Source organism: Rossellomorea sp. QJM3NY_18 (genome assembly GCF_056173145.1).
This window is the reverse complement of sequence record NZ_CM149659.1, coordinates 1202289-1220265: the sequence shown is the minus strand read 5'-3', so window position 1 is coordinate 1220265 and position 17977 is coordinate 1202289. Positions and strand designations below refer to the sequence as shown.

The following is a 17977-nucleotide window of genomic DNA, read 5'->3' as shown; positions in this document are numbered from 1 at the left end:
AGCATATCAGTTAAATGGAGGAATGAGTTATGTATGTAGGCAGAGATATGACCGAGCTTTCAATGATACCGAAAGATGAATGGAAGGAAAGCGAGCTTGCTTTCTTTCACCATTCACTACAACAAATAGTACCTTATTTGAATGGAGAAGGACAATCGATTCATCGGGAAATTATCGAAGAAATCGAAAACCGCGGTGGATTGAAGCGTGGCGAAGCTGATTATACTCATGGTACGAAGATAAGTTACGACTGAAATGACATGGATGAAAGGAGCAGCGTGTCCCGCTGCTCCTGTCTATTTCTGTAATATCCCTGCTCCTGTTTCCTGCCAGATTTTCTGATGTGAGACAGGAAAAGCATACTTTTCCATTTCAAGAGGAGTAACGGCAATCAGTTCGTTTCCTTCTAAAGTATTGCTGTCCACAGATCCGACATATACTTCAATATCCCAAACGATGTGAGAGAATATATGCTGTATCTTTGTCACAACTCCGGCCTTTAATGAGCAATCCACTTTATACTCTTCTTCCATGAGCTGGAGCAATTGCTTCCGGCCACTGCTTGCATTTCCCACTTCAAAATTAGGGAATTCCCATAAATTAGCGAGCAGTCCCTTCCCAGGACGCTTATGGATCAGTATCCGATCATCTTCCGTGAACAGAACCGCTGCCGCCATATTAAGCTTGCGGGCGGATTTTTTCTTCGACTTAATCGGAAGTTCAGTCTGAACACCTTCTTCAAAAGCATGACAGTGCTCACGTACAGGACAAAGCAGACAGGATGGGGATGTCGGTGTACAGATCAGAGCACCGAGTTCCATCAATGCCTGATTGAAAAAGGAGGGATTTTCTTTTGAAATCAGCTCCCTTACTGCTTCTTCAAACACTTTTCTGGATGAAGGCTTGGCAATATCAAGCCATATGGACAAAATACGTGAAAATACCCTCATCACATTTCCGTCCACGGCAGGCTCAGGTTTACTATAAGCAATACTTAAAATCGCACCCGCTGTGTAAGGGCCGACACCTTTTAAAGAAGAAATTTCTTTCGGCGTATCCGGAACGATTCCTTCATATTTTTCGTTTACTTCTTTTACGGCTGTTTGCAGATTCCTGACTCTCGAATAATAACCGAGGCCTTCCCACGCTTTCAGGACATCCTCTTCATCTGCTGAAGCGAGGGCATCTATTGAAGGAAATTTCTCGATGAATCGGTTAAAATAAGGGATGACCGTATCCACCCTCGTTTGCTGAAGCATGATCTCTGATACCCATACTTTATATGGATCTTGATCCTTTCTCCACGGCAGATCGCGTTGTTCTCTTGTAAACCATGAAATTAAATCATTCTGAAATTCCTCACGGTTGATGGTCTGTAAGTGTTTCAGTGGCTCTTCTATCAATTTTGTACCTCCAGGATGTTAATTGTTGCATTGAATAGGGAATAAATAATTAGTACTCTGTTTTTAGACAAATAAGGTTTATTTCTTGTAACCCACCACAAATACATTCGTCCAATAATCCAAATAATAAATGACGACGGGACATCCGTAAACGTTTTAAAGCATGAAAATGGGATTCTGTCGGAACTACGAAGGTTTCGATATAGCGATTCGAATCATCTTCAGCCTTTTCCCAATGGAAGTTGAAAGCATCATATTGTGGTAATGTCTCTGCGATATCGTTCATAATTTGCTTATATCGAGGCTTTGAATTCTGCTTTATTTCGTATTCCAAATGTATGTGCAAAGTGTTTTTCATTGAAATAATCTCCTTTTAACCATATCATGTTCACCAATGATACGTCATAAACAAATCTTAGAAATGCGAGCCAAGGGAGGACTTTTTTTGGATACAGGCACTCATATCGTCATGGGCTTCGCTCTCGGGGGATTGGCTACTTTAGATCCCGTCGTAGCTGAAAGCGCGGCCACTTCTCAAAGTGTGTTAGTCGCAGCAGTGATCGGCTCTCAAATACCTGACATCGACACCGTGTTGAAATTGCGCAATAATGCGGTTTATATTCGTCATCACCGTGGAGTTACCCATAGTATACCTGCGGTTATCCTATGGCCGCTCTTAATAGTCGCTTGTCTTTATCCGTTTTTCCCCGGGGCAGATTTGCTTCATCTATGGATTTGGACATTTGTGGCGGTATTCCTCCATGTATTTGTCGACATTTTCAACGCATATGGGACCCAGGCCATCAGGCCGATCTCGTCGAAATGGGTCGCTTTAGGGGTCATTAACACGTTTGACGCCATAATATTCGCCATACATGTAGTCGGTTTGATTTTGTGGGGTCTTGGACTGCCACCGGGAAAAACCTTTTTGATCATGTACATTGTCATTTTTGCTTACTATGTATTGAGATTCCAGGTTCAAAAAGCCGTGAAGAATGCGGTGAAGCGAAGAATCCCCAAGGCTGAAAAAATCATCGTTTCACCGACGATCCGGTTTTTCCAGTGGCGGCTTGCGATCGTTACGAAGGAGCATTACTATGTGGCACGGGCATTTAGGCGGTCGATTACGATTTTTGATAAATTTGAGCGCGTGAAACTGCCTGATAGTCCCATCATCAATGCTGCGAGTAAAGATAAGAATCTCGCAGCATTTCTCTCCTTTTCCCCGGTTTACCGCTGGGAAGTGGATGAATACGATGACCATTATGAAGTCCGCTTCATCGATCTGCGATATCGAAATAACGGACACTACCCATTCGTGGCCCTGGTACAGCTCGATAAAGACCTAAAAATCATCAGCTCATACACAGGATGGGTCTTCAGCGAAGAAAAACTCCGCTCAAAAGTGGACATCGACATTTTAATTGATTAATGCAGTGAGGGACGGACCTATTAAAGGTCCGTCCCTCATTACTTTAATGTACTAAATCATCATCTTCTTTATCGTCGATCAGGTGTTTGTATTTCGGGTTTTGGGCGGCGAATTCATGGATTTGCTCACCGTACGTATCGACCCATTGACGGACGACTTTCTCCGTCACTGCTTTTCCTTTGTAATCGTAACCTGCTTTCGCGTATGTTGCTTCGAAATCTTCCCATACAAGTTCAATCCAAGTCCTCGCTTTTTCATACGAAAGCTTATTATTTTTTTCAATTAGCAGTTGTGTTAATTCGTGGAATGTTGACTCCATTTTGTCTCCTCCTTTTCCATATATTTAGTTTGTACATTTATGATAATGTTGACCATTTCACCCATACTAAAGATACGTGGTTAAGCTTAGTTGTGAATCTTTGCTTCTTCACGGTATAAGTCAGTAAATTTCACCTTTTAGGAGGCACATTATGCGAAATAAATCGACAGGGTTCCCCAATATGAATAACAACAAATTCGAAGGTGAACCGAGGGCAAAGGCGGAATATGCATCTAAAAGGGCTAACGGCACCATCAATACCCATCCTCAAGAACGAATGAAATCTTCAGGACAAAGAGATCACGACTCACTTTAATACAGTGAAATTTGATTAGGGGGTAGTCACGATGGCAAACATGAAAAACAACTTCTACCGAAATAAGTACAGCAGTCCATTTAACAAGGCATTCTACAATCCGAAGCATGCCCATTCACAGGCAAATGGACAAACCACACAAACTCAAGACTTAATCATTCTGGAGAACCAGACACGTAAGCGTTCCTAGATCTTCCGAGGTCCGTCCCTATTGACGGACCTCTTCCTTATTTCTTTTCCCCGGCTAGAAGGGAAATAGGTAAAGCTTCTTCTTTTCCGTCTCCTCCGAGGCGATATCCCCAGGCAAATACTCCATTCAGATAGTCCACTTTGAAATAAGTGCCCGGATCTCCTTCAATCCCATAAATCCCCCCAGGCTTGTAAGCATCAGGATTCATCAGATAAGCCTGCGCCATAAGTGCCTTTCTCTCCAATACGGCAAACTCATTCACAATTCCCAGCTGTTCAGCCTTTCTCGCCTTCTCCTTCAAAGAAGCAATCTCCTGCCTCAACTCATGCTCCGTCATCTCACTATATCTTCTCTCTTGCTCCATTCCTCATCACCTCTACTAATAGTAGTATAGAGAAAATGATACAATAAGAAAAGCGGAGGGGCTTTGCCCAGAGGCGACAAGCATAAGTCAAGTCCACCGGAAAGGCGTTCTTTGCCTTTTTGGTGGGCTGGACTTATGACCTCGAGCCTCTAAGCCCCGGAGCTGGACAATAAGAAAAGCGCAAGCGGCTGGTCAGCCCCGAAAAGCATAAGAAAGGATGAAGAAACATGAAGACAGCCATCATTACAGGTGGAGGCTCAGGCCTCGGGAAAGAATTGGGAAAACTTCTTAGCCAGCAAGGATATCATATCCTCCTGCTTGGACGAACAGAAGACCGTTTAAAGGAAGCTGGAACAGATATTGAAAACATAGGCGGACAGGTTTCATTTGCCACGTTGGATATATGCTCCGCTCATGACATCCAACAATTTTGCAGGAATCAACTTAGTGATATTAATATTGAATTACTCATACATAACGCAGGCGTAGGCTATTTCGGTCCTTTCAAGGAGTCAAGTGACCATGAGTTAATTAGTATGTTTGAAACCAATGCCCTTGGGCCAATCCGGTTAACAAAGGCATTGCTGCCCAAAATGGAGCATGAGAGCACAATCATCAATATCATTTCTACTGCCGGCCTTAGAGGCAAGAAAAACGAGTCCTTGTATGTAGCAAGCAAATTCGCTCTAAGGGGGTTTGGTGAAAGCCTTCAAAAGGAATATGAAGACTCAAACCTTCGCATCGTGAATGCCTATATGGGTGGAATGGATACTCCATTCTGGGAAAACAGTGATCATATCAGTGACACGTCAAGACTTCGCTCTCCTAAAGAAGTAGCGGAGACGATCGTAAATGAATATCAGAAAAAAGACGAAATCGTCATTGAATCAAAAAAATAAACCGTAAAAGGCAGCCTTCGATTATCGAAGGCTGCCTTGATTTAAGGAGCAAACGGAAAAAACATAAAGGCCACAAAAAATAATAGCATAGGGACTAAAAACAGTGCGAATACATCAATGACCACGACAAAGGCGATCCATATCCAGCGGAAGCCATCCTTTCTTTTTAAAAACTGCTGAATCATCCTGATATTGACCAAGATCAAGAAGATTGCCACTCCGAGAAGAAAAAATGGCACGACCCATTTCCCCATATCCTCAGCAAATCCCTGGTTATACCACTCCTGCCTGCCTAAAGAAAAAAAGTCCGTTTGCACTTTAATAATCAATTCACCAATGAGAAATAGCAGGGCCGTACCAATCACTATTCCTCCGGCGTAAAGCTTGAATTTTCTCCCTGTCCCAATGAGAAGTGGCAGGGTAACAACAACAAACAGGATTGTAACTATCTCCACTGAACTCTTCCTTTCCCCACCCTACTAATGATGAAAGAAATCACTCTTCATTTTCTTTTAATTCTTCCATCAGCCTTTCAATGTCTTCCATTGAAAAACCTTTTCGATATAACGTTTGTTTCATTTTTTGTACATATTCATATCCATCATATTTTGAACTGAGCTTTCTGTGAGCCTTCAACCCTTGATGGTAAACCGCATCCCATCTCTCATCATCATCCCGTTCGGATTCAACTGTTTCCCATACGATTTTCATGACTGAGCCAGGATACCCTTTCCTCATCATGTTTTGTTCAATCTTTTGCTTGGCAACCATCTTGGAATCTTTACGATATTTATGAAGGAGCTTTTCTGTCAGGGCGACCGCTTTGTCCACTTGCTTTTCTTGTGTAAAAGCAGCCAGGGCTTCTTCAATATGGGAATCCCCTACACCCTTTCTTCTTAATTCACCGCGGATCCAAGTGGGCCCCTTGTCAGCCGTATTCATCTGAGTACCTACAAACGCATGGGCGAATTCTAAATCATTGATGTATTTAATCTCATTTAATTTATGAATGACTTCCTGGATGACCCCATCCTCCGGGTCCCCTTCCTGCAGGTGATCACGGATTTCCTTTTCCGTTCTCATCCGATAGGCCAGATACTGAATGGCTTTATTAAACGCTTTTTTTACATCGTCTTCATACTGAAGCTCTGAAATCTCGAGCTCATCCACCTCCAGCCCTTTTCTGAGCTGGAATTTAGCAAGAATCGCTTCATCGACACTGAAAGAATATTTCCCATCTATAAATAAATTGTAACGCTCATCGTTCTTCACTTGCTTCGTTATTTTCGTAATCTTACCCATATTTTCCACCTCCTTTTAATCCTAACACATTCAACATATGTTTTTTATTCTGAAGATAGGTAAAATAATAAGTATAATTGGAGGGATGATGATGAAGATTGCCATAACAGGTGGAACAGGTTTTGTCGGCAAGGCTCTGACTGAGGAACTTCTCAAACACCAACATGAAGTGATGATCCTGACCCGAAATCCGGATAAATACGAGGCGCGGCCAGGTGTGACGTATGTGAAATGGCTATCCGACGGGGCAAGACCCGAAGAGGAGCTCGAAGGAATTCACTCCTTCATTAATCTTGCGGGAGAGTCCATCAATAGCGGAAGATGGACCGAAGAACGCAAGAAACGGATCATCAACAGCCGGATCAACTCAACCGGGGAAGTCATAAATATCATAAAAGCACTGAAAGAGAAACCCGCCTGCCTTATCAATGCAAGCGCAATCGGCTATTACCCTTCTTCCAAAACAAATACGTATACGGAAGCCTCAACTGAGACTGCAGACAATTTCCTGGGGGAAACCGTTCAAATATGGGAAAAGGAAGCAGCCAAAGCCACACAACTCGGCATACGGGTAGCCTATACGCGATTCGGCATTATTCTCGGCAAGGATGAAGGCGCCCTTCCACGGATCGCCCTTCCCTATAAAATGTTTGTCGGGGGGACTGTCGGCTCTGGTGAACAGTGGATGTCATGGGTTCACATCAAAGATATCGCGAGAGCCGTGCATTTTGTCGCCGAAACAGAAGGGATTGCTGGACCGGTTAATGTCACCGCTCCTTCCCCTGTCACCATGAAAGAATTCGGAAAGTCACTAGGGACGATCATTGGCAGACCCCACTGGATACCGGTCCCTTCCCTTGCTTTAAAAGTGGCAATGGGTGAAATGAGCGCACTCGTACTGGAAGGACAAAAGGTCTTACCTGGTGTCCTTTCAGAACACGGTTTTCAATTTCAATATCCGGAATTAAAAAGTGCCCTCATTGATATATATCAGTAAGTCACAGGTATGTCCCTTCCTTTTCACGGCAAAAATAGAAGTAATCTTGAAAAGAAGGGATGTACATAGACATGGATAATAAGAAAAAGAAAGACAAAAACAAGTCGGTTCTATCAAGTGCACAAGAAGTAACGTACTCAAGGGAGTTCAAATCAGCAGATCGTGCAGGCGGTTTCAGTTCCAAAGCACACAGATAGACAATTATTACCTAACTAAAAGCCCTTACTTTGAAGAAAGATAAAGGTACAGGTTCCAAAGGATCCTGCACCTTTATTTTTTAACCAAAAGGGGATGTTGATATTGGGAAGATCACGCGGCCATAGCAAAAGAGGAAACAAAAACAGCCTGCCACAAACACCCGCTCAGCTCAAATCTGACGGTGTTGACGAAGAGTTCTCAACAGAACTTGCCGACCAGGCAGATATGGAAGCACAAGCCCGGGCGAACGCTGCAAACCAGCGTGCACGAGTGAAGAAAAACCAATAGTGAATCCCGTTAGTTAAAAATGTCGGGGTTGAGGAATTCAGCTTTAAAGTTGCCCCACGCTGTGAGAGCATGGGGCTTTTTCATATCTTAATCCATAGACCTTCACCCCTTACTGATAAATTAATTCCACCATAGAAATACAACCTCCATTTTCTGAAAATACAAAACCGAAACTTTCTTATTTCCCACACGTATTACATAATAGAGATAGATATCCGTTTACGGGGGATGAAATGATGAAGTCAGAGAACAAGCTTTGGAGAATGTGGAAGGTATTATCACTCGCCTTATCAATAGTGGTGAGAGTCTACTGGTACCGGCTGAGGGGTAAGTCCCAATGGGAAAAAGAAAAGCTTTGGGAACAGATCGGTAAAGAGTTTAAGGAAACCCTTTTTGAACTGAATGGAGTGTTGATCAAGGTTGGACAACTGTTGAGTATACGAGAGGATCTTCTTCCGAAAGGGTTCATCAATCAAATTCAAGACTTAGTGGATCACGTCCCCCCTTCACCATGGGAGAAAATTGAACAGGTTCTTGAACGGGAATGGGGAGGATCGATTTCTTCAGAGGTAGTAAACATTGACCAAGAAGCCATTGCCTCTGCTTCCATCGGAGAAGTGTACAGAGCAACACTGCTTGATGGTACGCAAGCGGCCATCAAGGTGCAGCGACCGGAGATCCCTTCACTAGTGAAGACGGATTTCCGCACGTTGTCCATCATCATCTGGTTTGCCCGGCATTTTGCTCCCATGCCTAAAGGGTTCATTGATTTTAAGATGCTATATAGAGAATTGAAACAGGTCATCGAGCAGGAGCTCGACTTTTCCAAAGAAATGAGTACCGCCATTTCTTTTAAACAAAGGTTTAAAGATCATGCCAATGTGAAGATCCCGACTATGTACCCTGAGCTATGTACAGATAAAGTATTGGTGATGGAATGGGTCGACGGGGTTCGATTGAATGACAGAGAAGCGATTGATGTGTATGGACTGAATGGCCAGAAGCTTGCACAACAACTATTCCGTCTCTTCCTCCCTCAGTGGCTCGAGCCCGGGATCTTCCATGCGGATCCACATGCAGGGAACATATTACTTCAACCGGATGGTACTTTCGTTTTATTGGATTATGGGATGATTGGGGAAATTTCGAAAAGGGATTCGGCCCATTTTCAAGCTCTTCTCGAAGGGGTTCTTCTCAAGAATTTCCGGAAAGCTTCGGAAGCTCTTGCCGAACTGGGTTTCCTGCTTCCAGATGCTAGTCCGAAAACGATTGAGCCTGTGCTAAAGGAATTTGTCACTCTGGATATGGAGCAATTTAAACAGATGGATCTGATAGCAGTAAAGAAGGAAATCAATGAAATGGTGAAATCACTTCCTGTTCAGGTTCCGACCCGCTTTATCTTTTTAGGGCGATCCTTCGCCACCATCGAAGGACTGGTCCACACATTGAATCCGAATGAGGAAACCCTTGATGTCGTTAAACCAGCTTTTATGGATTGGGTGAAGGATGGGCACACGAACAAATGGGAGCTTCTTATGAAATGGGTCAGCGCGCAGCCTCTTTTTCAGACCGTTCAAAAAGTACGGCAGTTGTTGGATATACCAGAAAAAGCACTGGAACAAAAGGATCATCATCAGTTAAACGGGTTTCAATTCAAACTATTCGAGAGTCAAAAAAAGCAGGCATTTGTCCTTATACTTACAGGCTGCCTCGGGGGATTCTCAGGACTGGCGTTTGGTATGGAGGTTATCTGGCAAGGTAGCTTTGGACTTGCAGGATTCGGTGTTGCCGGATACTGGGTTATTGCTACAAGGCAAAGAAGATGGTTAAAAAAATTGAAGAATGGTCAACTGCATTGAATGTAAAAAGGTAACCTATAATAAGGTTACCTTTTTATGGAAAAATATAGACAGGAGGGATACAATGACAAATCGTAAAGAACCGTTCAATGATGTGACCGACCATATGTCAAAAATTGAAGGGGCACCCATGAACAATCCCGAAATGGGCAGTCTTCCACTCGGGATTAGGATCATCGGTTATGTGATCATTGGGTTCACGGTGCTTATGTCTTTATTTGCCCTTGTTTTCGGATTGTTAGATTGAAACTTCAGTATCAGTTCCACTCTCAGGTTGATGCTGATACTCCCCCAGTTCAATCCGGTTATTTCCTATAAAATGGACTCCTTCTGCTTCCAGGGACAGCCTTTGAGTCATCAGTTGCTCCTCATCACGAAATCCGACTTCCCCTTTGCTGTTTAGAACCCTGTGCCAGGGGAGTTTATATTTTTCACTCATGGAGTGGAGAATCCTCACGACCTGCCTTGCAGCCCTTGGGCTACCTGCCTGCTCCGCAATTTGTCCGTATGTCATGACCTTTCCCGGAGGAATATTGGCTATGATGTTCACCGCTCGTTCGGTAAACGGCTTCATGTATGTTCACCTCCCCTTCTTCCTCTCAATTATGTATTACCCTTATTGAAATAGGAAGTTAAGAATTTAGGATATCATGTCTTCATCAAGTCGCGTTCCTAGAAGATTCGCTTCCTTTATATTAAACTGTATATGAATGAAAAGAAGGACGTGATAAGAATAATGGATATTAAACTGATTGCACTGGATATGGATGGGACACTAGTCAACCATGAGGGCGAGGTATCACCTGAAAACGAACAAGCCATTCAGCGGGCAAAGGAAAAGGGAATTCATGTTGTACTGAGTACAGGACGCTCTCTTTTTACATGCAGGGACATTTCAGATGAGCTTGGTCGTTCATCTTACCTTGTCACCGTTAATGGCGGGGAAATCTACGATCATGAATACAATCTTGTAGACCGCATCCCCCTTGATATTGATCTTGTAAAGCAGCTATGGGCGCTTAAAGAAGAGCATGATGTATATTTCTGGTCTTCCACTTCCCAAGGCTTATACAATAGCAAGAAACCTTTTGACCGGGATATCGAATCTTATAATTGGCTGAAGTTTGGCTTTGATATCCAGGACGATGATGTCCGCAAAGTCATGATGGACGAACTGGTGAAGAATGAAGCACTTGAAATTACGAATTCCTCACTCACCAATATCGAAATCAATCCAGCAGGGGTCAATAAGGCCGCGGCACTGGTGAAGGTGTGTAAATGGCTGGACCTTTCAATGGATCAGGTCATGGCAGTCGGGGACAGTATGAATGATATCGCAATGATCCGTGAAGCAGGATTCGGTGTGGCCATGGGCAACGCTCAGGAAGCAGTGAAAGAAGCAGCGGACTGGGTGACAGGGATCAATACTGATCACGGTGTCGCTCAGGCAATCGATAAAGTATTGAAAGAAATGAGCTAATTAGAATAAAAGTGCCTGATTCACTACTGAATCAGGCACTTTCTCTTTTCGCAGGGTCTATTCCTTTCCTGTTACGTCTATACTAATGGAAAAAACAAGGATTGTATTCCGATATGTATCTAATACTAGTAGTGGTAGTTTATTTACTTTTCGCAAAGTTCTTTATTGATTGGAAGCGCTGGAAGGACTTTTATCCAACGGTTCAATTTTATATTATTTGTAACCTCACCTATAACTTGATTTTTTATAACCACACCTTATGGGAGTATAAAGCGGTGACGGTAGACTGGCTGAATCACACGTTAATCGAATGCGTTTTCACCTTTTTCATCATTCCAGTGGTGATTATGATCTATCTTCGTTATTTCCCCTATCGGAAAAAGAAGGTTCTTTATGTCTCATGCTGGATCACTTACTTTACTTTCCTGGAGTACCTGTTTCATAAAAAAGGGCTGTTTCTTTATGAAAATGGCTGGAACTTAGGGTGGTCTGCTGTATTTAATATCATCATGTTTTCCATTTTGGGATTGCATCATAAAAAACCGCTGCTTGCACTCATTTTTTCTATTCCCATCATTGGCATCCTATTGTTGATCTTTCATCCGTCTTTCCATGAATTAAAGTGAGGGTGTTTCGATGACTTCCTTTTCCACACCTGTATTTATCGTTTCAATTCTTGGGGTGTATATAACGATGGCCATTTATATCGCCATTTTGAAACGAAAAGAATAAGGCTGGGACATAACTAAATCCATTTCCTTTAAAGACGAACAACTAAAAATTAGTGGGTCACTCGCTACACCGCTTTTGATTTCCGTGCAAGACTTCGCTTTCCTCGGGCGGAAGGCGAGCCTCCTCGTCACTGACGCTCCTGCGGGGTCTCACCTATTCCGCTTTTCCCGTAGGAGTCTTCGTCTTGCACTCCAATCAAAAGCTAGATCCGGCTATATATACTGAATGCTTTAGCAATAATAATAAAAGGGTCATTCATCAAGGTTTTTGTTATTCGTACACAGACTATAGTTTTCGAATGTTCGATTATTTTGGGTCTGTCGAAGCAAAATGAGTCATTCACATCAGGTTAGATAGAAAGAGAATTTATATAATAAACGCATACGGTCACTGCAACTAAGAGATAAGAGTTGATGTATGCAATAGGTGAAGCAATTTCGACATTACATTGTTATAGTGAAACCTTACGCTTGGAAGTTGATTGGAGCGGAAGGTGCTCGACTCCTGCGGGAAACGCGGGAAAGTTGAGACCCCGCAGGGCAAAGCCCGAGGAGGCTCAACTCACGCCCCGCGGAAAGCGAGCACCTGGAGCGGAAATCAACCACTACTTACTGCATCCAAAAGTAACAATTACGTATACAGGCAAATGATCAGTCCGAACGATTTCGATTTTCAAAAAGAATTTCGAATGATTATTCGGATTTTCTTTTGACTAAACACTTTTGTCCCAGCCTCTTCTCATTTTATTTCACGATAATCTCATCATTTTCAACTGATACGGTCAGTTCCGTTACGCCTTCTTCATCAAGTAGGAAGTCGGCAATCTTATCTTCCACTCTTTCCTGGATCACGCGACGAAGGGGGCGTGCCCCAAATTCAGGGTGATACCCAAGTTCCACGAGCTTATGCTTCGCTTCTCCGTCGATCGTCACGGTAATCCCCTGCTCCTTAAGCTCAGCCTTCAACTCGTTCAGCATCAGATCAAGAATTTGAAGCAGTTCTTCTTTTTCAAGAGATTCGAATTCAATGATACTATCGAATCGGTTCAGGAACTCCGGCTTAAAGTAGGCACCAAGCGATTGAAGAATATTCGTTTCTTTAATGGCATCCGTGCCTCCGGTATTGAAACCGACGACGGCTTCCTTCTTATCCGTCACCCCAGCGTTACTTGTCATGATGATCACAGTCTCTTTGAAGCTCACCGTTCTTCCCTGGCTATCTGTAAGACGGCCGTCTTCGAGAATTTGCAGGAACATATGCTGAACATCCGGGTGTGCTTTTTCAATTTCATCCAGAAGTATGATAGAGTAAGGATTTCTCCTCACTTTTTCCGTCAGTTGACCGGATTCTTCGTGACCCACATAACCAGGAGGGGATCCGATCAGTTTAGACACAGAGTGTTTCTCCATATACTCACTCATATCAAGTCGGAGCATGGAATCTTTAGATCCAAACAACTCTTCAGCCAATGTCTTCGTTAATTCTGTTTTCCCGACACCTGTCGGTCCGACAAATAGGAATGTTCCGATTGGACGGTGCTTCGCTTTCAAGCCTGCCCGGCTTCGTCGGATGGCTTTCGCCACTTTTTTCACGGCTTCACCCTGTCCGATCACTTTATGAGCGAGGTTTTCTTCAAGGGATTTCATCCTCTTACGATCATCACTTTGAAGCTTTCCTACAGGGATGCCTGTTTTGGTCTCAATGATTGACTGAATCAAGTCCTTTTCTACAAGTGCCTTTGAATCAGCAAATTCCTGGCCAAGCTGTTTCTCCAAGGATGCTTCCTCGTCCCTTAGGATCGCTGCCTGCTCATAGTTTTCTTCTTTCGTTGCCTGCTCTTTCTTCATTCTTACTTCATGTAATTTTTTGTGAATCGCTGTTTTATCCTTGCCTTCAGATAGAAGGTTCACTTTTGAACCTGCCTCATCCATCAGATCAATCGCTTTATCCGGCAGGAATCGGTCCTGTATATAACGATGTGACAATTTTACACAAGCCTCGATGCTCTCATCTGTATATTCCACCCCATGATAGTCTTCATAGCGGTTTTTTAAACCCTTGAGAATTTCGATGGCTTCTTCCGGAGTGGGCTCATTGACCAAAACCTGCTGGAAACGGCGTTCGAGTGCCGCATCTTTTTCGATTTGACGATACTCTTTAAGGGTTGTCGCCCCAATCACCTGCAGGTCACCACGGGCCAACGCCGGTTTTAGAATATTCCCTGCATCCATGGATCCTTCTGCAGAACCTGCCCCCACCAATTGATGGATTTCATCGATGAACAGCATGACGTTCTCACGATTCTGCAATTCACTGATGATGGCTTTCAACCGTTCCTCGAATGATCCCCGTACGCCTGTACCAGCAGTCAAGGAAGCAACATCCATCACATATACTTCTTTGTTTAGTAATTTTGACGGCACATCACCTGCTACGATTTTACGTGCCAATCCTTCCGCAATGGCTGTTTTCCCGACGCCGGGCTCACCGATCAGTACCGGATTGTTTTTATTGCGGCGGTTCAGGATTTCAATCACACGATCCACTTCTTTGTCACGACCGATAACCGGATCAATCAAGCCGGCTTTGGCTGCTCCAGTGACATTATGTCCGAACTGATCGAGGATGCCGTTTCCGCCATTCCCACTTTTCGCTTGAGCTGATGAAGATGGCTGTTGTTGGTTTTGGAATCCGTGATTAGGACTTCCGCCCATGCTCATACCTTTGAACAACTCATCAAACGGGAATCCTCCCTGAATGCCAGAAGGGGTTTGCTGCTTTTGAAAGCAAGCAGAACACATTTTCATACTGGATTTCTTACCATTTTGTTGCGTATACACTTCAATCGTTGCTTGATTGTGCTGACATACTTGGCATTTCATGAAACATGACCTCCTGTTGTCTTGTTATATATAAATGGGTTTGTTAATTGGTTTATGGTTAAGGTCAAATCAAAACTTGACTATGTTTGACTTTGACTTTATTTGACCTTATAAATACAGTATACTTTGACCTTTTTTGACTTTCAATATTTTTGCTTATGGAAATTTTTGATTGGATTCCAATTTCCCGTTGATTGAAGAGTATAGTAGAGCGAAATAGAGAAATCAAATAATTGATTTATTGATATTCCACTCCTGAAAAACACAAAAAAAGCCGGCATGTCAGCCGACTCTATTAATACCAATGCTCCCAGTTGTCTTTGTAGCACTCATGCTTCTTTTTATGGCAAGTGCACTTTTTAATCTTCTTCAGTTCGTCCAGAATTTCTTTTAGAAGATCTTTGATATCTTGATGCTTGTCTTTTTTACAGTCATCATGTTTGTAGGATTCAGATTGTTTTTTATACATACGCTGTTTCACCACCTTTTCAACCATTGGAAGAATATTCACCATGTTTGCCATGGCCCCTAAGTTTCCAAGTGAACCTAGTGCATCAAGAGAACTCTTTCCTTCCGAACCTAACAGTCCTTTAAGATGATCCTCATTCAGTAATGAACTTAACTTATCTTTTGCCGTTTCCAGATCCAGTTTACTTGCATCTTCTTTTGTGTATTGGTTGATTAAATCCATAAGTCCTTCTAGTGGATTATTTTTTTCACTCATCTATTTCCCCTCCATCTTTTTGCAAATTTCAATGTAATGGCATTCCTTGAAGACCCGTCTCCAAGGAATGATCAATCTTTAAATCTTAGCTAATTGCACTAACGGCAAGTAGAACCAAAATGGCGATTCCAACAATCAATGCTGCTAGAGGGTTAATTGCAAGTAGTACTAGAAAAGCTACAATTAACAGAACTAATAGCAAGCTGTAAAAATCAAATTCGTCATGAGAATGACCGGCACCCATCCATAATCACCTCACTTATTCAGTACTTGTAAATCACCTTACATGACTATCTTATGTATGTATTGCTAGTTTCGAATGATATAAACGTCTATTTGCTAGTAAAAAGGGCTATTTAATCCATAAAAAAAATGCTAGACCTGGAAGCAGGTCTAGCATTTCCCCGTTAATATTTCTACTATTTTTGCCTTTATACTAATTCACGATCCCAATGGCGATGTTCTGCGATGGCTGCGGTGAACTCCTTGGCAAATGACTTCATGTCTTCCCCGGTTACAACCCCTGAACCCTTCACACCTGCTTCTTCCAGCCAGTGTAAACCTTCATGGGTGGCACCGATCGGTTTAAAGTGAGAATACGCTTCTTTTACAAAGTAGGTGGTATCTTGAGAGAATTTCTTATCTACGTTTTCTCCACCTACCACGTATAGGCTGTCGAATAAGACAGATTCTCCCGTTAAGAATGTATGGTCCACTTCAAGCTCTGTACCGTCATCACCTTTGCGCGTCCCCAGCTTGTCACTTATGATTTCAGGCTGAATTCCTTCTTCTTCAAGAGCAGAGAGAACACGGCTCACTTCTTCTCCTTTGAAGCCATTTCCAACGATGACACCCACTTTACGGGTAGCCGGCTTCTTTTTCGTATTTTCCTGACTTAATGCCGGGGATGATTTCGTTACCTTCGATCCTTCTCCTTCAGGTACTTCTATATTGATCGCTTCTGCAAAACCTTTTGCCAGGTCCATACTGACGTTTGCAAACATATCGACGATCTGCTTCTGAACCGATTTGCTTTTCACTTTCCCCAGTTCAAAACTGAAGGCTTGAATGATATGCTCCTTCTCAGGTTTACTCATGCTGTTCCAGAATAGTGTCGCCTGTGAGAAGTGATCCTTGAAGCTTTCACTTCTTGTACGTACTTTCCTGCCTTCCATCTTTTCCTGATAGTGTGTGTACCCGCCTTCTTCCTTCGAAGCAGGAGCTGGTGTATTATGGGCCAGTGAATTGTTATGATAGCTCACCTGCCCTTTATTAATTGTATGGCGGCCATATCCATCACGTTGGTTATTGTGGAAAGGGCACACAGGTCTATTAATCGGAAGCTCGTGGAAGTTCGGTCCTCCAAGACGAATCAATTGTGTATCTGTATAAGAGAATAAGCGTCCCTGCAACAACGGATCATTGGAGAAATCGATTCCAGGCACCACAGATCCAGGATGGAATGCCGCCTGCTCCGTTTCGGCAAACACATTGTCCACATTGCGGTTCAAGGTCATTTTCCCGACGACCTTCACAGGGATTTCCTCTTCCGGCCATAACTTCGTAGGATCAAGGACATCAAAGTCAAAGTTAAACTCATCTTCTTCTTTTATGAGCTGAACACCCAGCTCATACTCCGGATAGTCCCCTCCCTCGATGGATTCGTATAGATCACGGCGGTGGAAATCAGGGTCTTTCCCGTTAATCTTCTGTGCTTCATCCCAAACCAGTGAGTGTGTTCCGAGTACCGGTTTCCAGTGAAATTTCACAAAATGAGCTTTGCTTTCTTCGTTCACAAGGCGGAATGTATGGACACCGAAGCCTTCCATCATACGGAAGCTGCGGGGAATCGCCCGATCGGACATGGCCCACATCACCATATGAGCGGATTCCTGATTGTTCGCGATAAAGTCCCAGAATGTGTCGTGGGCAGAAGCAGCCTGAGGCATTTCATTATGTGGTTCAGGTTTAAGGGCATGAACTAGATCCGGGAATTTGATTGCATCCTGAATGAAGAATACGGGAATATTGTTCCCTACCAAATCATAATTCCCTTCTTCTGTATAAAATTTAGTGGCAAATCCCCGTGCATCGCGCACAGCCTCCGCAGAGCCCCTGGATCCCGCCACTGTGGAAAAGCGTACGAATACAGGTGTCTTCGTCGACGTGTCCTGAAGAAATTTAGCCCTTGTATATTCTTTCATAGAGTCATAGAGTTCGAACTCTCCATGTGCCGCAAATCCGCGTGCATGGACAATCCGTTCAGGGATGCGTTCATGGTCGAAGTGGGTCATCTTCTCACGGAAGTGGAAATCCTCCATTAAAGTAGGTCCACGCTCTCCGGCTTTCAGTGAAAACTCATCCTCTGATACCTTCAGCCCTTGATTAGTTGTAAGATGCTTTCCTTCGTCATCCACTCTATACTGTTCAAGCTGTTCATCTTTACTTTCACCATTCACCTTCGTACGACGATCGTCTCCCATTCTTTCATCCCTCTCATGTTTATTAATGTTTACTATGTAAAACATTCTGGTAATCTAGTACCCTTGATGAGTTGTTCTAAACATTTATTGGAAAGTTCGCGATCCATGA

Annotated in this window: 22 protein-coding genes; 12 read left to right on the top strand and 10 right to left on the bottom strand. The window is 43.2% G+C overall.

The window, feature by feature from the left end; genetic code table 11:
- Positions 1-29: 29 nt before the first annotated feature.
- Complete coding sequence (locus AC0VXY_RS06295) at positions 30-254, top strand: hypothetical protein (protein WP_435992312.1); 225 nt, start codon at positions 30-32, stop codon at positions 252-254.
- A gap of 42 nt (positions 255-296) precedes the next feature.
- On the opposite strand, the gene mutY is transcribed toward AC0VXY_RS06295, so the two are convergent.
- Complete coding sequence (gene mutY / locus AC0VXY_RS06290) at positions 297-1403, bottom strand: A/G-specific adenine glycosylase (protein ID WP_475527327.1); 1107 nt, start codon at positions 1401-1403, stop codon at positions 297-299.
- A 49-nt stretch (positions 1404-1452) separates the two neighbouring features.
- On the bottom strand, positions 1453-1761 hold the full coding sequence (locus AC0VXY_RS06285; protein WP_435992316.1) for a hypothetical protein: 309 nt from the start codon (positions 1759-1761) through the stop codon (positions 1453-1455).
- An 87-nt stretch (positions 1762-1848) separates the two neighbouring features.
- Between AC0VXY_RS06285 and AC0VXY_RS06280 the strand changes: the two genes are divergently transcribed.
- Positions 1849-2835 (top strand): metal-dependent hydrolase, encoded by a 987-nt coding sequence (locus tag AC0VXY_RS06280; protein ID WP_475527326.1) that lies wholly within the window; start codon positions 1849-1851, stop codon positions 2833-2835.
- 43 nt (positions 2836-2878) lie between these two features.
- Here AC0VXY_RS06280 and AC0VXY_RS06275 read toward each other — a convergent pair whose 3' ends face one another.
- Positions 2879-3154 (bottom strand): YfhJ family protein, encoded by a 276-nt coding sequence (locus tag AC0VXY_RS06275; protein ID WP_475527325.1) that lies wholly within the window; start codon positions 3152-3154, stop codon positions 2879-2881.
- A 151-nt stretch (positions 3155-3305) separates the two neighbouring features.
- Between AC0VXY_RS06275 and AC0VXY_RS06270 the strand changes: the two genes are divergently transcribed.
- Both AC0VXY_RS06270 and AC0VXY_RS06265 read left to right on the top strand, forming a co-directional pair.
- The gene (locus tag AC0VXY_RS06270; RefSeq protein ID WP_034762570.1) at positions 3306-3470 is read left to right on the top strand and encodes a small, acid-soluble spore protein K; all 165 of its coding nucleotides are present in this window, start codon (positions 3306-3308) and stop codon (positions 3468-3470) included.
- A 31-nt stretch (positions 3471-3501) separates the two neighbouring features.
- Complete coding sequence (locus tag AC0VXY_RS06265) at positions 3502-3660, top strand: YpzG family protein (protein WP_082051311.1); 159 nt, start codon at positions 3502-3504, stop codon at positions 3658-3660.
- A gap of 37 nt (positions 3661-3697) precedes the next feature.
- Here AC0VXY_RS06265 and AC0VXY_RS06260 read toward each other — a convergent pair whose 3' ends face one another.
- The gene (locus AC0VXY_RS06260; RefSeq protein WP_435992323.1) at positions 3698-4024 is read right to left on the bottom strand and encodes a YfhH family protein; all 327 of its coding nucleotides are present in this window, start codon (positions 4022-4024) and stop codon (positions 3698-3700) included.
- A 227-nt stretch (positions 4025-4251) separates the two neighbouring features.
- Here AC0VXY_RS06260 and AC0VXY_RS06255 point away from each other — a divergent pair, with 227 nt between their 5' ends.
- Positions 4252-4923 carry an SDR family NAD(P)-dependent oxidoreductase gene (locus tag AC0VXY_RS06255; RefSeq protein ID WP_475527324.1) on the top strand — a complete coding sequence of 224 codons (672 nt, stop codon included), beginning with the start codon at positions 4252-4254 and terminating at the stop codon, positions 4921-4923.
- 41 nt (positions 4924-4964) lie between these two features.
- Here the strand turns inward: AC0VXY_RS06255 and AC0VXY_RS06250 are convergent, their stop codons facing one another.
- Together AC0VXY_RS06250 and recX are read right to left on the bottom strand one after the other, a co-directional pair.
- Complete coding sequence (locus AC0VXY_RS06250) at positions 4965-5378, bottom strand: hypothetical protein (RefSeq protein WP_475527323.1); 414 nt, start codon at positions 5376-5378, stop codon at positions 4965-4967.
- 40 nt (positions 5379-5418) lie between these two features.
- Positions 5419-6225, bottom strand: coding sequence for a recombination regulator RecX (recX, locus tag AC0VXY_RS06245; protein WP_435992329.1), 807 nt, complete (start codon positions 6223-6225; stop codon positions 5419-5421).
- A gap of 91 nt (positions 6226-6316) precedes the next feature.
- Here recX and AC0VXY_RS06240 point away from each other — a divergent pair, with 91 nt between their 5' ends.
- From AC0VXY_RS06240 to AC0VXY_RS06220, 5 genes are all read left to right on the top strand, one after another.
- Complete coding sequence (locus AC0VXY_RS06240) at positions 6317-7222, top strand: TIGR01777 family oxidoreductase (RefSeq protein WP_475527827.1); 906 nt, start codon at positions 6317-6319, stop codon at positions 7220-7222.
- 71 nt (positions 7223-7293) lie between these two features.
- Positions 7294-7419 (top strand): YfhE family protein, encoded by a 126-nt coding sequence (locus AC0VXY_RS06235; protein WP_435992333.1) that lies wholly within the window; start codon positions 7294-7296, stop codon positions 7417-7419.
- A 103-nt stretch (positions 7420-7522) separates the two neighbouring features.
- A complete protein-coding gene (locus tag AC0VXY_RS06230) occupies positions 7523-7708 on the top strand; it encodes a YfhD family protein (RefSeq protein ID WP_258264275.1) in 186 nt (61 codons plus the stop codon).
- 263 nt (positions 7709-7971) lie between these two features.
- Positions 7972-9567: an ABC1 kinase family protein gene (locus tag AC0VXY_RS06225; RefSeq protein ID WP_475527322.1), complete on the top strand. Its 1596-nt coding sequence runs from the start codon at positions 7972-7974 to the stop codon at positions 9565-9567.
- Positions 9568-9631: 64 nt separating this feature from the next.
- Complete coding sequence (locus AC0VXY_RS06220; RefSeq protein WP_475527321.1) at positions 9632-9814, top strand: hypothetical protein; 183 nt, start codon at positions 9632-9634, stop codon at positions 9812-9814.
- Here AC0VXY_RS06220 and AC0VXY_RS06215 read toward each other — a convergent pair.
- A complete protein-coding gene (locus AC0VXY_RS06215) occupies positions 9806-10141 on the bottom strand; it encodes an MGMT family protein (RefSeq protein ID WP_475527320.1) in 336 nt (111 codons plus the stop codon). The two genes, AC0VXY_RS06220 and AC0VXY_RS06215, sit on opposite strands and share 9 nt — an antisense overlap.
- Positions 10142-10273: 132 nt before the next feature.
- Here AC0VXY_RS06215 and AC0VXY_RS06210 point away from each other — a divergent pair, with 132 nt between their 5' ends.
- Complete coding sequence (locus tag AC0VXY_RS06210; RefSeq protein WP_475527319.1) at positions 10274-11047, top strand: Cof-type HAD-IIB family hydrolase; 774 nt, start codon at positions 10274-10276, stop codon at positions 11045-11047.
- Positions 11048-11160: 113 nt separating this feature from the next.
- Positions 11161-11673, top strand: a complete 513-nt coding sequence (locus AC0VXY_RS06205; RefSeq protein ID WP_435992343.1) for a CBO0543 family protein — start codon at positions 11161-11163, stop codon at positions 11671-11673.
- 849 nt (positions 11674-12522) lie between these two features.
- Here the strand turns inward: AC0VXY_RS06205 and AC0VXY_RS06200 are convergent.
- From AC0VXY_RS06200 to AC0VXY_RS06190, 3 genes are all read right to left on the bottom strand, one after another.
- Positions 12523-14661 (bottom strand): ATP-dependent Clp protease ATP-binding subunit, encoded by a 2139-nt coding sequence (locus AC0VXY_RS06200; protein WP_475527318.1) that lies wholly within the window; start codon positions 14659-14661, stop codon positions 12523-12525.
- Positions 14662-14956: 295 nt separating this feature from the next.
- Positions 14957-15385 carry a hypothetical protein gene (locus tag AC0VXY_RS06195; protein WP_435992347.1) on the bottom strand — a complete coding sequence of 143 codons (429 nt, stop codon included), beginning with the start codon at positions 15383-15385 and terminating at the stop codon, positions 14957-14959.
- 431 nt (positions 15386-15816) lie between these two features.
- Entirely contained in the window at positions 15817-17868 is a 2052-nt protein-coding gene (locus tag AC0VXY_RS06190) for a catalase (RefSeq protein ID WP_475527317.1), read from the bottom strand.
- Between the last annotated feature and the right edge of the window lie 109 nt (positions 17869-17977).

Bases quoted from the DNA above. Each gene is read 5' to 3' on its own strand.
- AC0VXY_RS06190 (WP_475527317.1), bottom strand. From the start codon at position 17,868: ATGGGAGACGATCGTCGTACGAAGGTGAATGGTGAAAGTAAAGATGAA.
- AC0VXY_RS06270 (WP_034762570.1), top strand. From the start codon at position 3,306: ATGCGAAATAAATCGACAGGGTTCCCCAATATGAATAACAACAAATTC.
- AC0VXY_RS06255 (WP_475527324.1), top strand. From the start codon at position 4,252: ATGAAGACAGCCATCATTACAGGTGGAGGCTCAGGCCTCGGGAAAGAA.
- AC0VXY_RS06210 (WP_475527319.1), top strand. From the start codon at position 10,274: ATGAATGAAAAGAAGGACGTGATAAGAATAATGGATATTAAACTGATT.
- AC0VXY_RS06200 (WP_475527318.1), bottom strand. From the start codon at position 14,661: ATGAAATGCCAAGTATGTCAGCACAATCAAGCAACGATTGAAGTGTAT.
- recX (WP_435992329.1), bottom strand. From the start codon at position 6,225: ATGGGTAAGATTACGAAAATAACGAAGCAAGTGAAGAACGATGAGCGT.
- AC0VXY_RS06275 (WP_475527325.1), bottom strand. From the start codon at position 3,154: ATGGAGTCAACATTCCACGAATTAACACAACTGCTAATTGAAAAAAAT.
- AC0VXY_RS06240 (WP_475527827.1), top strand. From the start codon at position 6,317: ATGAAGATTGCCATAACAGGTGGAACAGGTTTTGTCGGCAAGGCTCTG.
- AC0VXY_RS06225 (WP_475527322.1), top strand. From the start codon at position 7,972: ATGTGGAAGGTATTATCACTCGCCTTATCAATAGTGGTGAGAGTCTAC.
- AC0VXY_RS06235 (WP_435992333.1), top strand. From the start codon at position 7,294: ATGGATAATAAGAAAAAGAAAGACAAAAACAAGTCGGTTCTATCAAGT.
- AC0VXY_RS06265 (WP_082051311.1), top strand. From the start codon at position 3,502: ATGGCAAACATGAAAAACAACTTCTACCGAAATAAGTACAGCAGTCCA.
- AC0VXY_RS06220 (WP_475527321.1), top strand. From the start codon at position 9,632: ATGACAAATCGTAAAGAACCGTTCAATGATGTGACCGACCATATGTCA.
- AC0VXY_RS06295 (WP_435992312.1), top strand. From the start codon at position 30: ATGTATGTAGGCAGAGATATGACCGAGCTTTCAATGATACCGAAAGAT.
- AC0VXY_RS06285 (WP_435992316.1), bottom strand. From the start codon at position 1,761: ATGAAAAACACTTTGCACATACATTTGGAATACGAAATAAAGCAGAAT.
- AC0VXY_RS06205 (WP_435992343.1), top strand. From the start codon at position 11,161: ATGTATCTAATACTAGTAGTGGTAGTTTATTTACTTTTCGCAAAGTTC.
- AC0VXY_RS06195 (WP_435992347.1), bottom strand. From the start codon at position 15,385: ATGAGTGAAAAAAATAATCCACTAGAAGGACTTATGGATTTAATCAAC.
- AC0VXY_RS06215 (WP_475527320.1), bottom strand. From the start codon at position 10,141: ATGAAGCCGTTTACCGAACGAGCGGTGAACATCATAGCCAATATTCCT.
- AC0VXY_RS06260 (WP_435992323.1), bottom strand. From the start codon at position 4,024: ATGGAGCAAGAGAGAAGATATAGTGAGATGACGGAGCATGAGTTGAGG.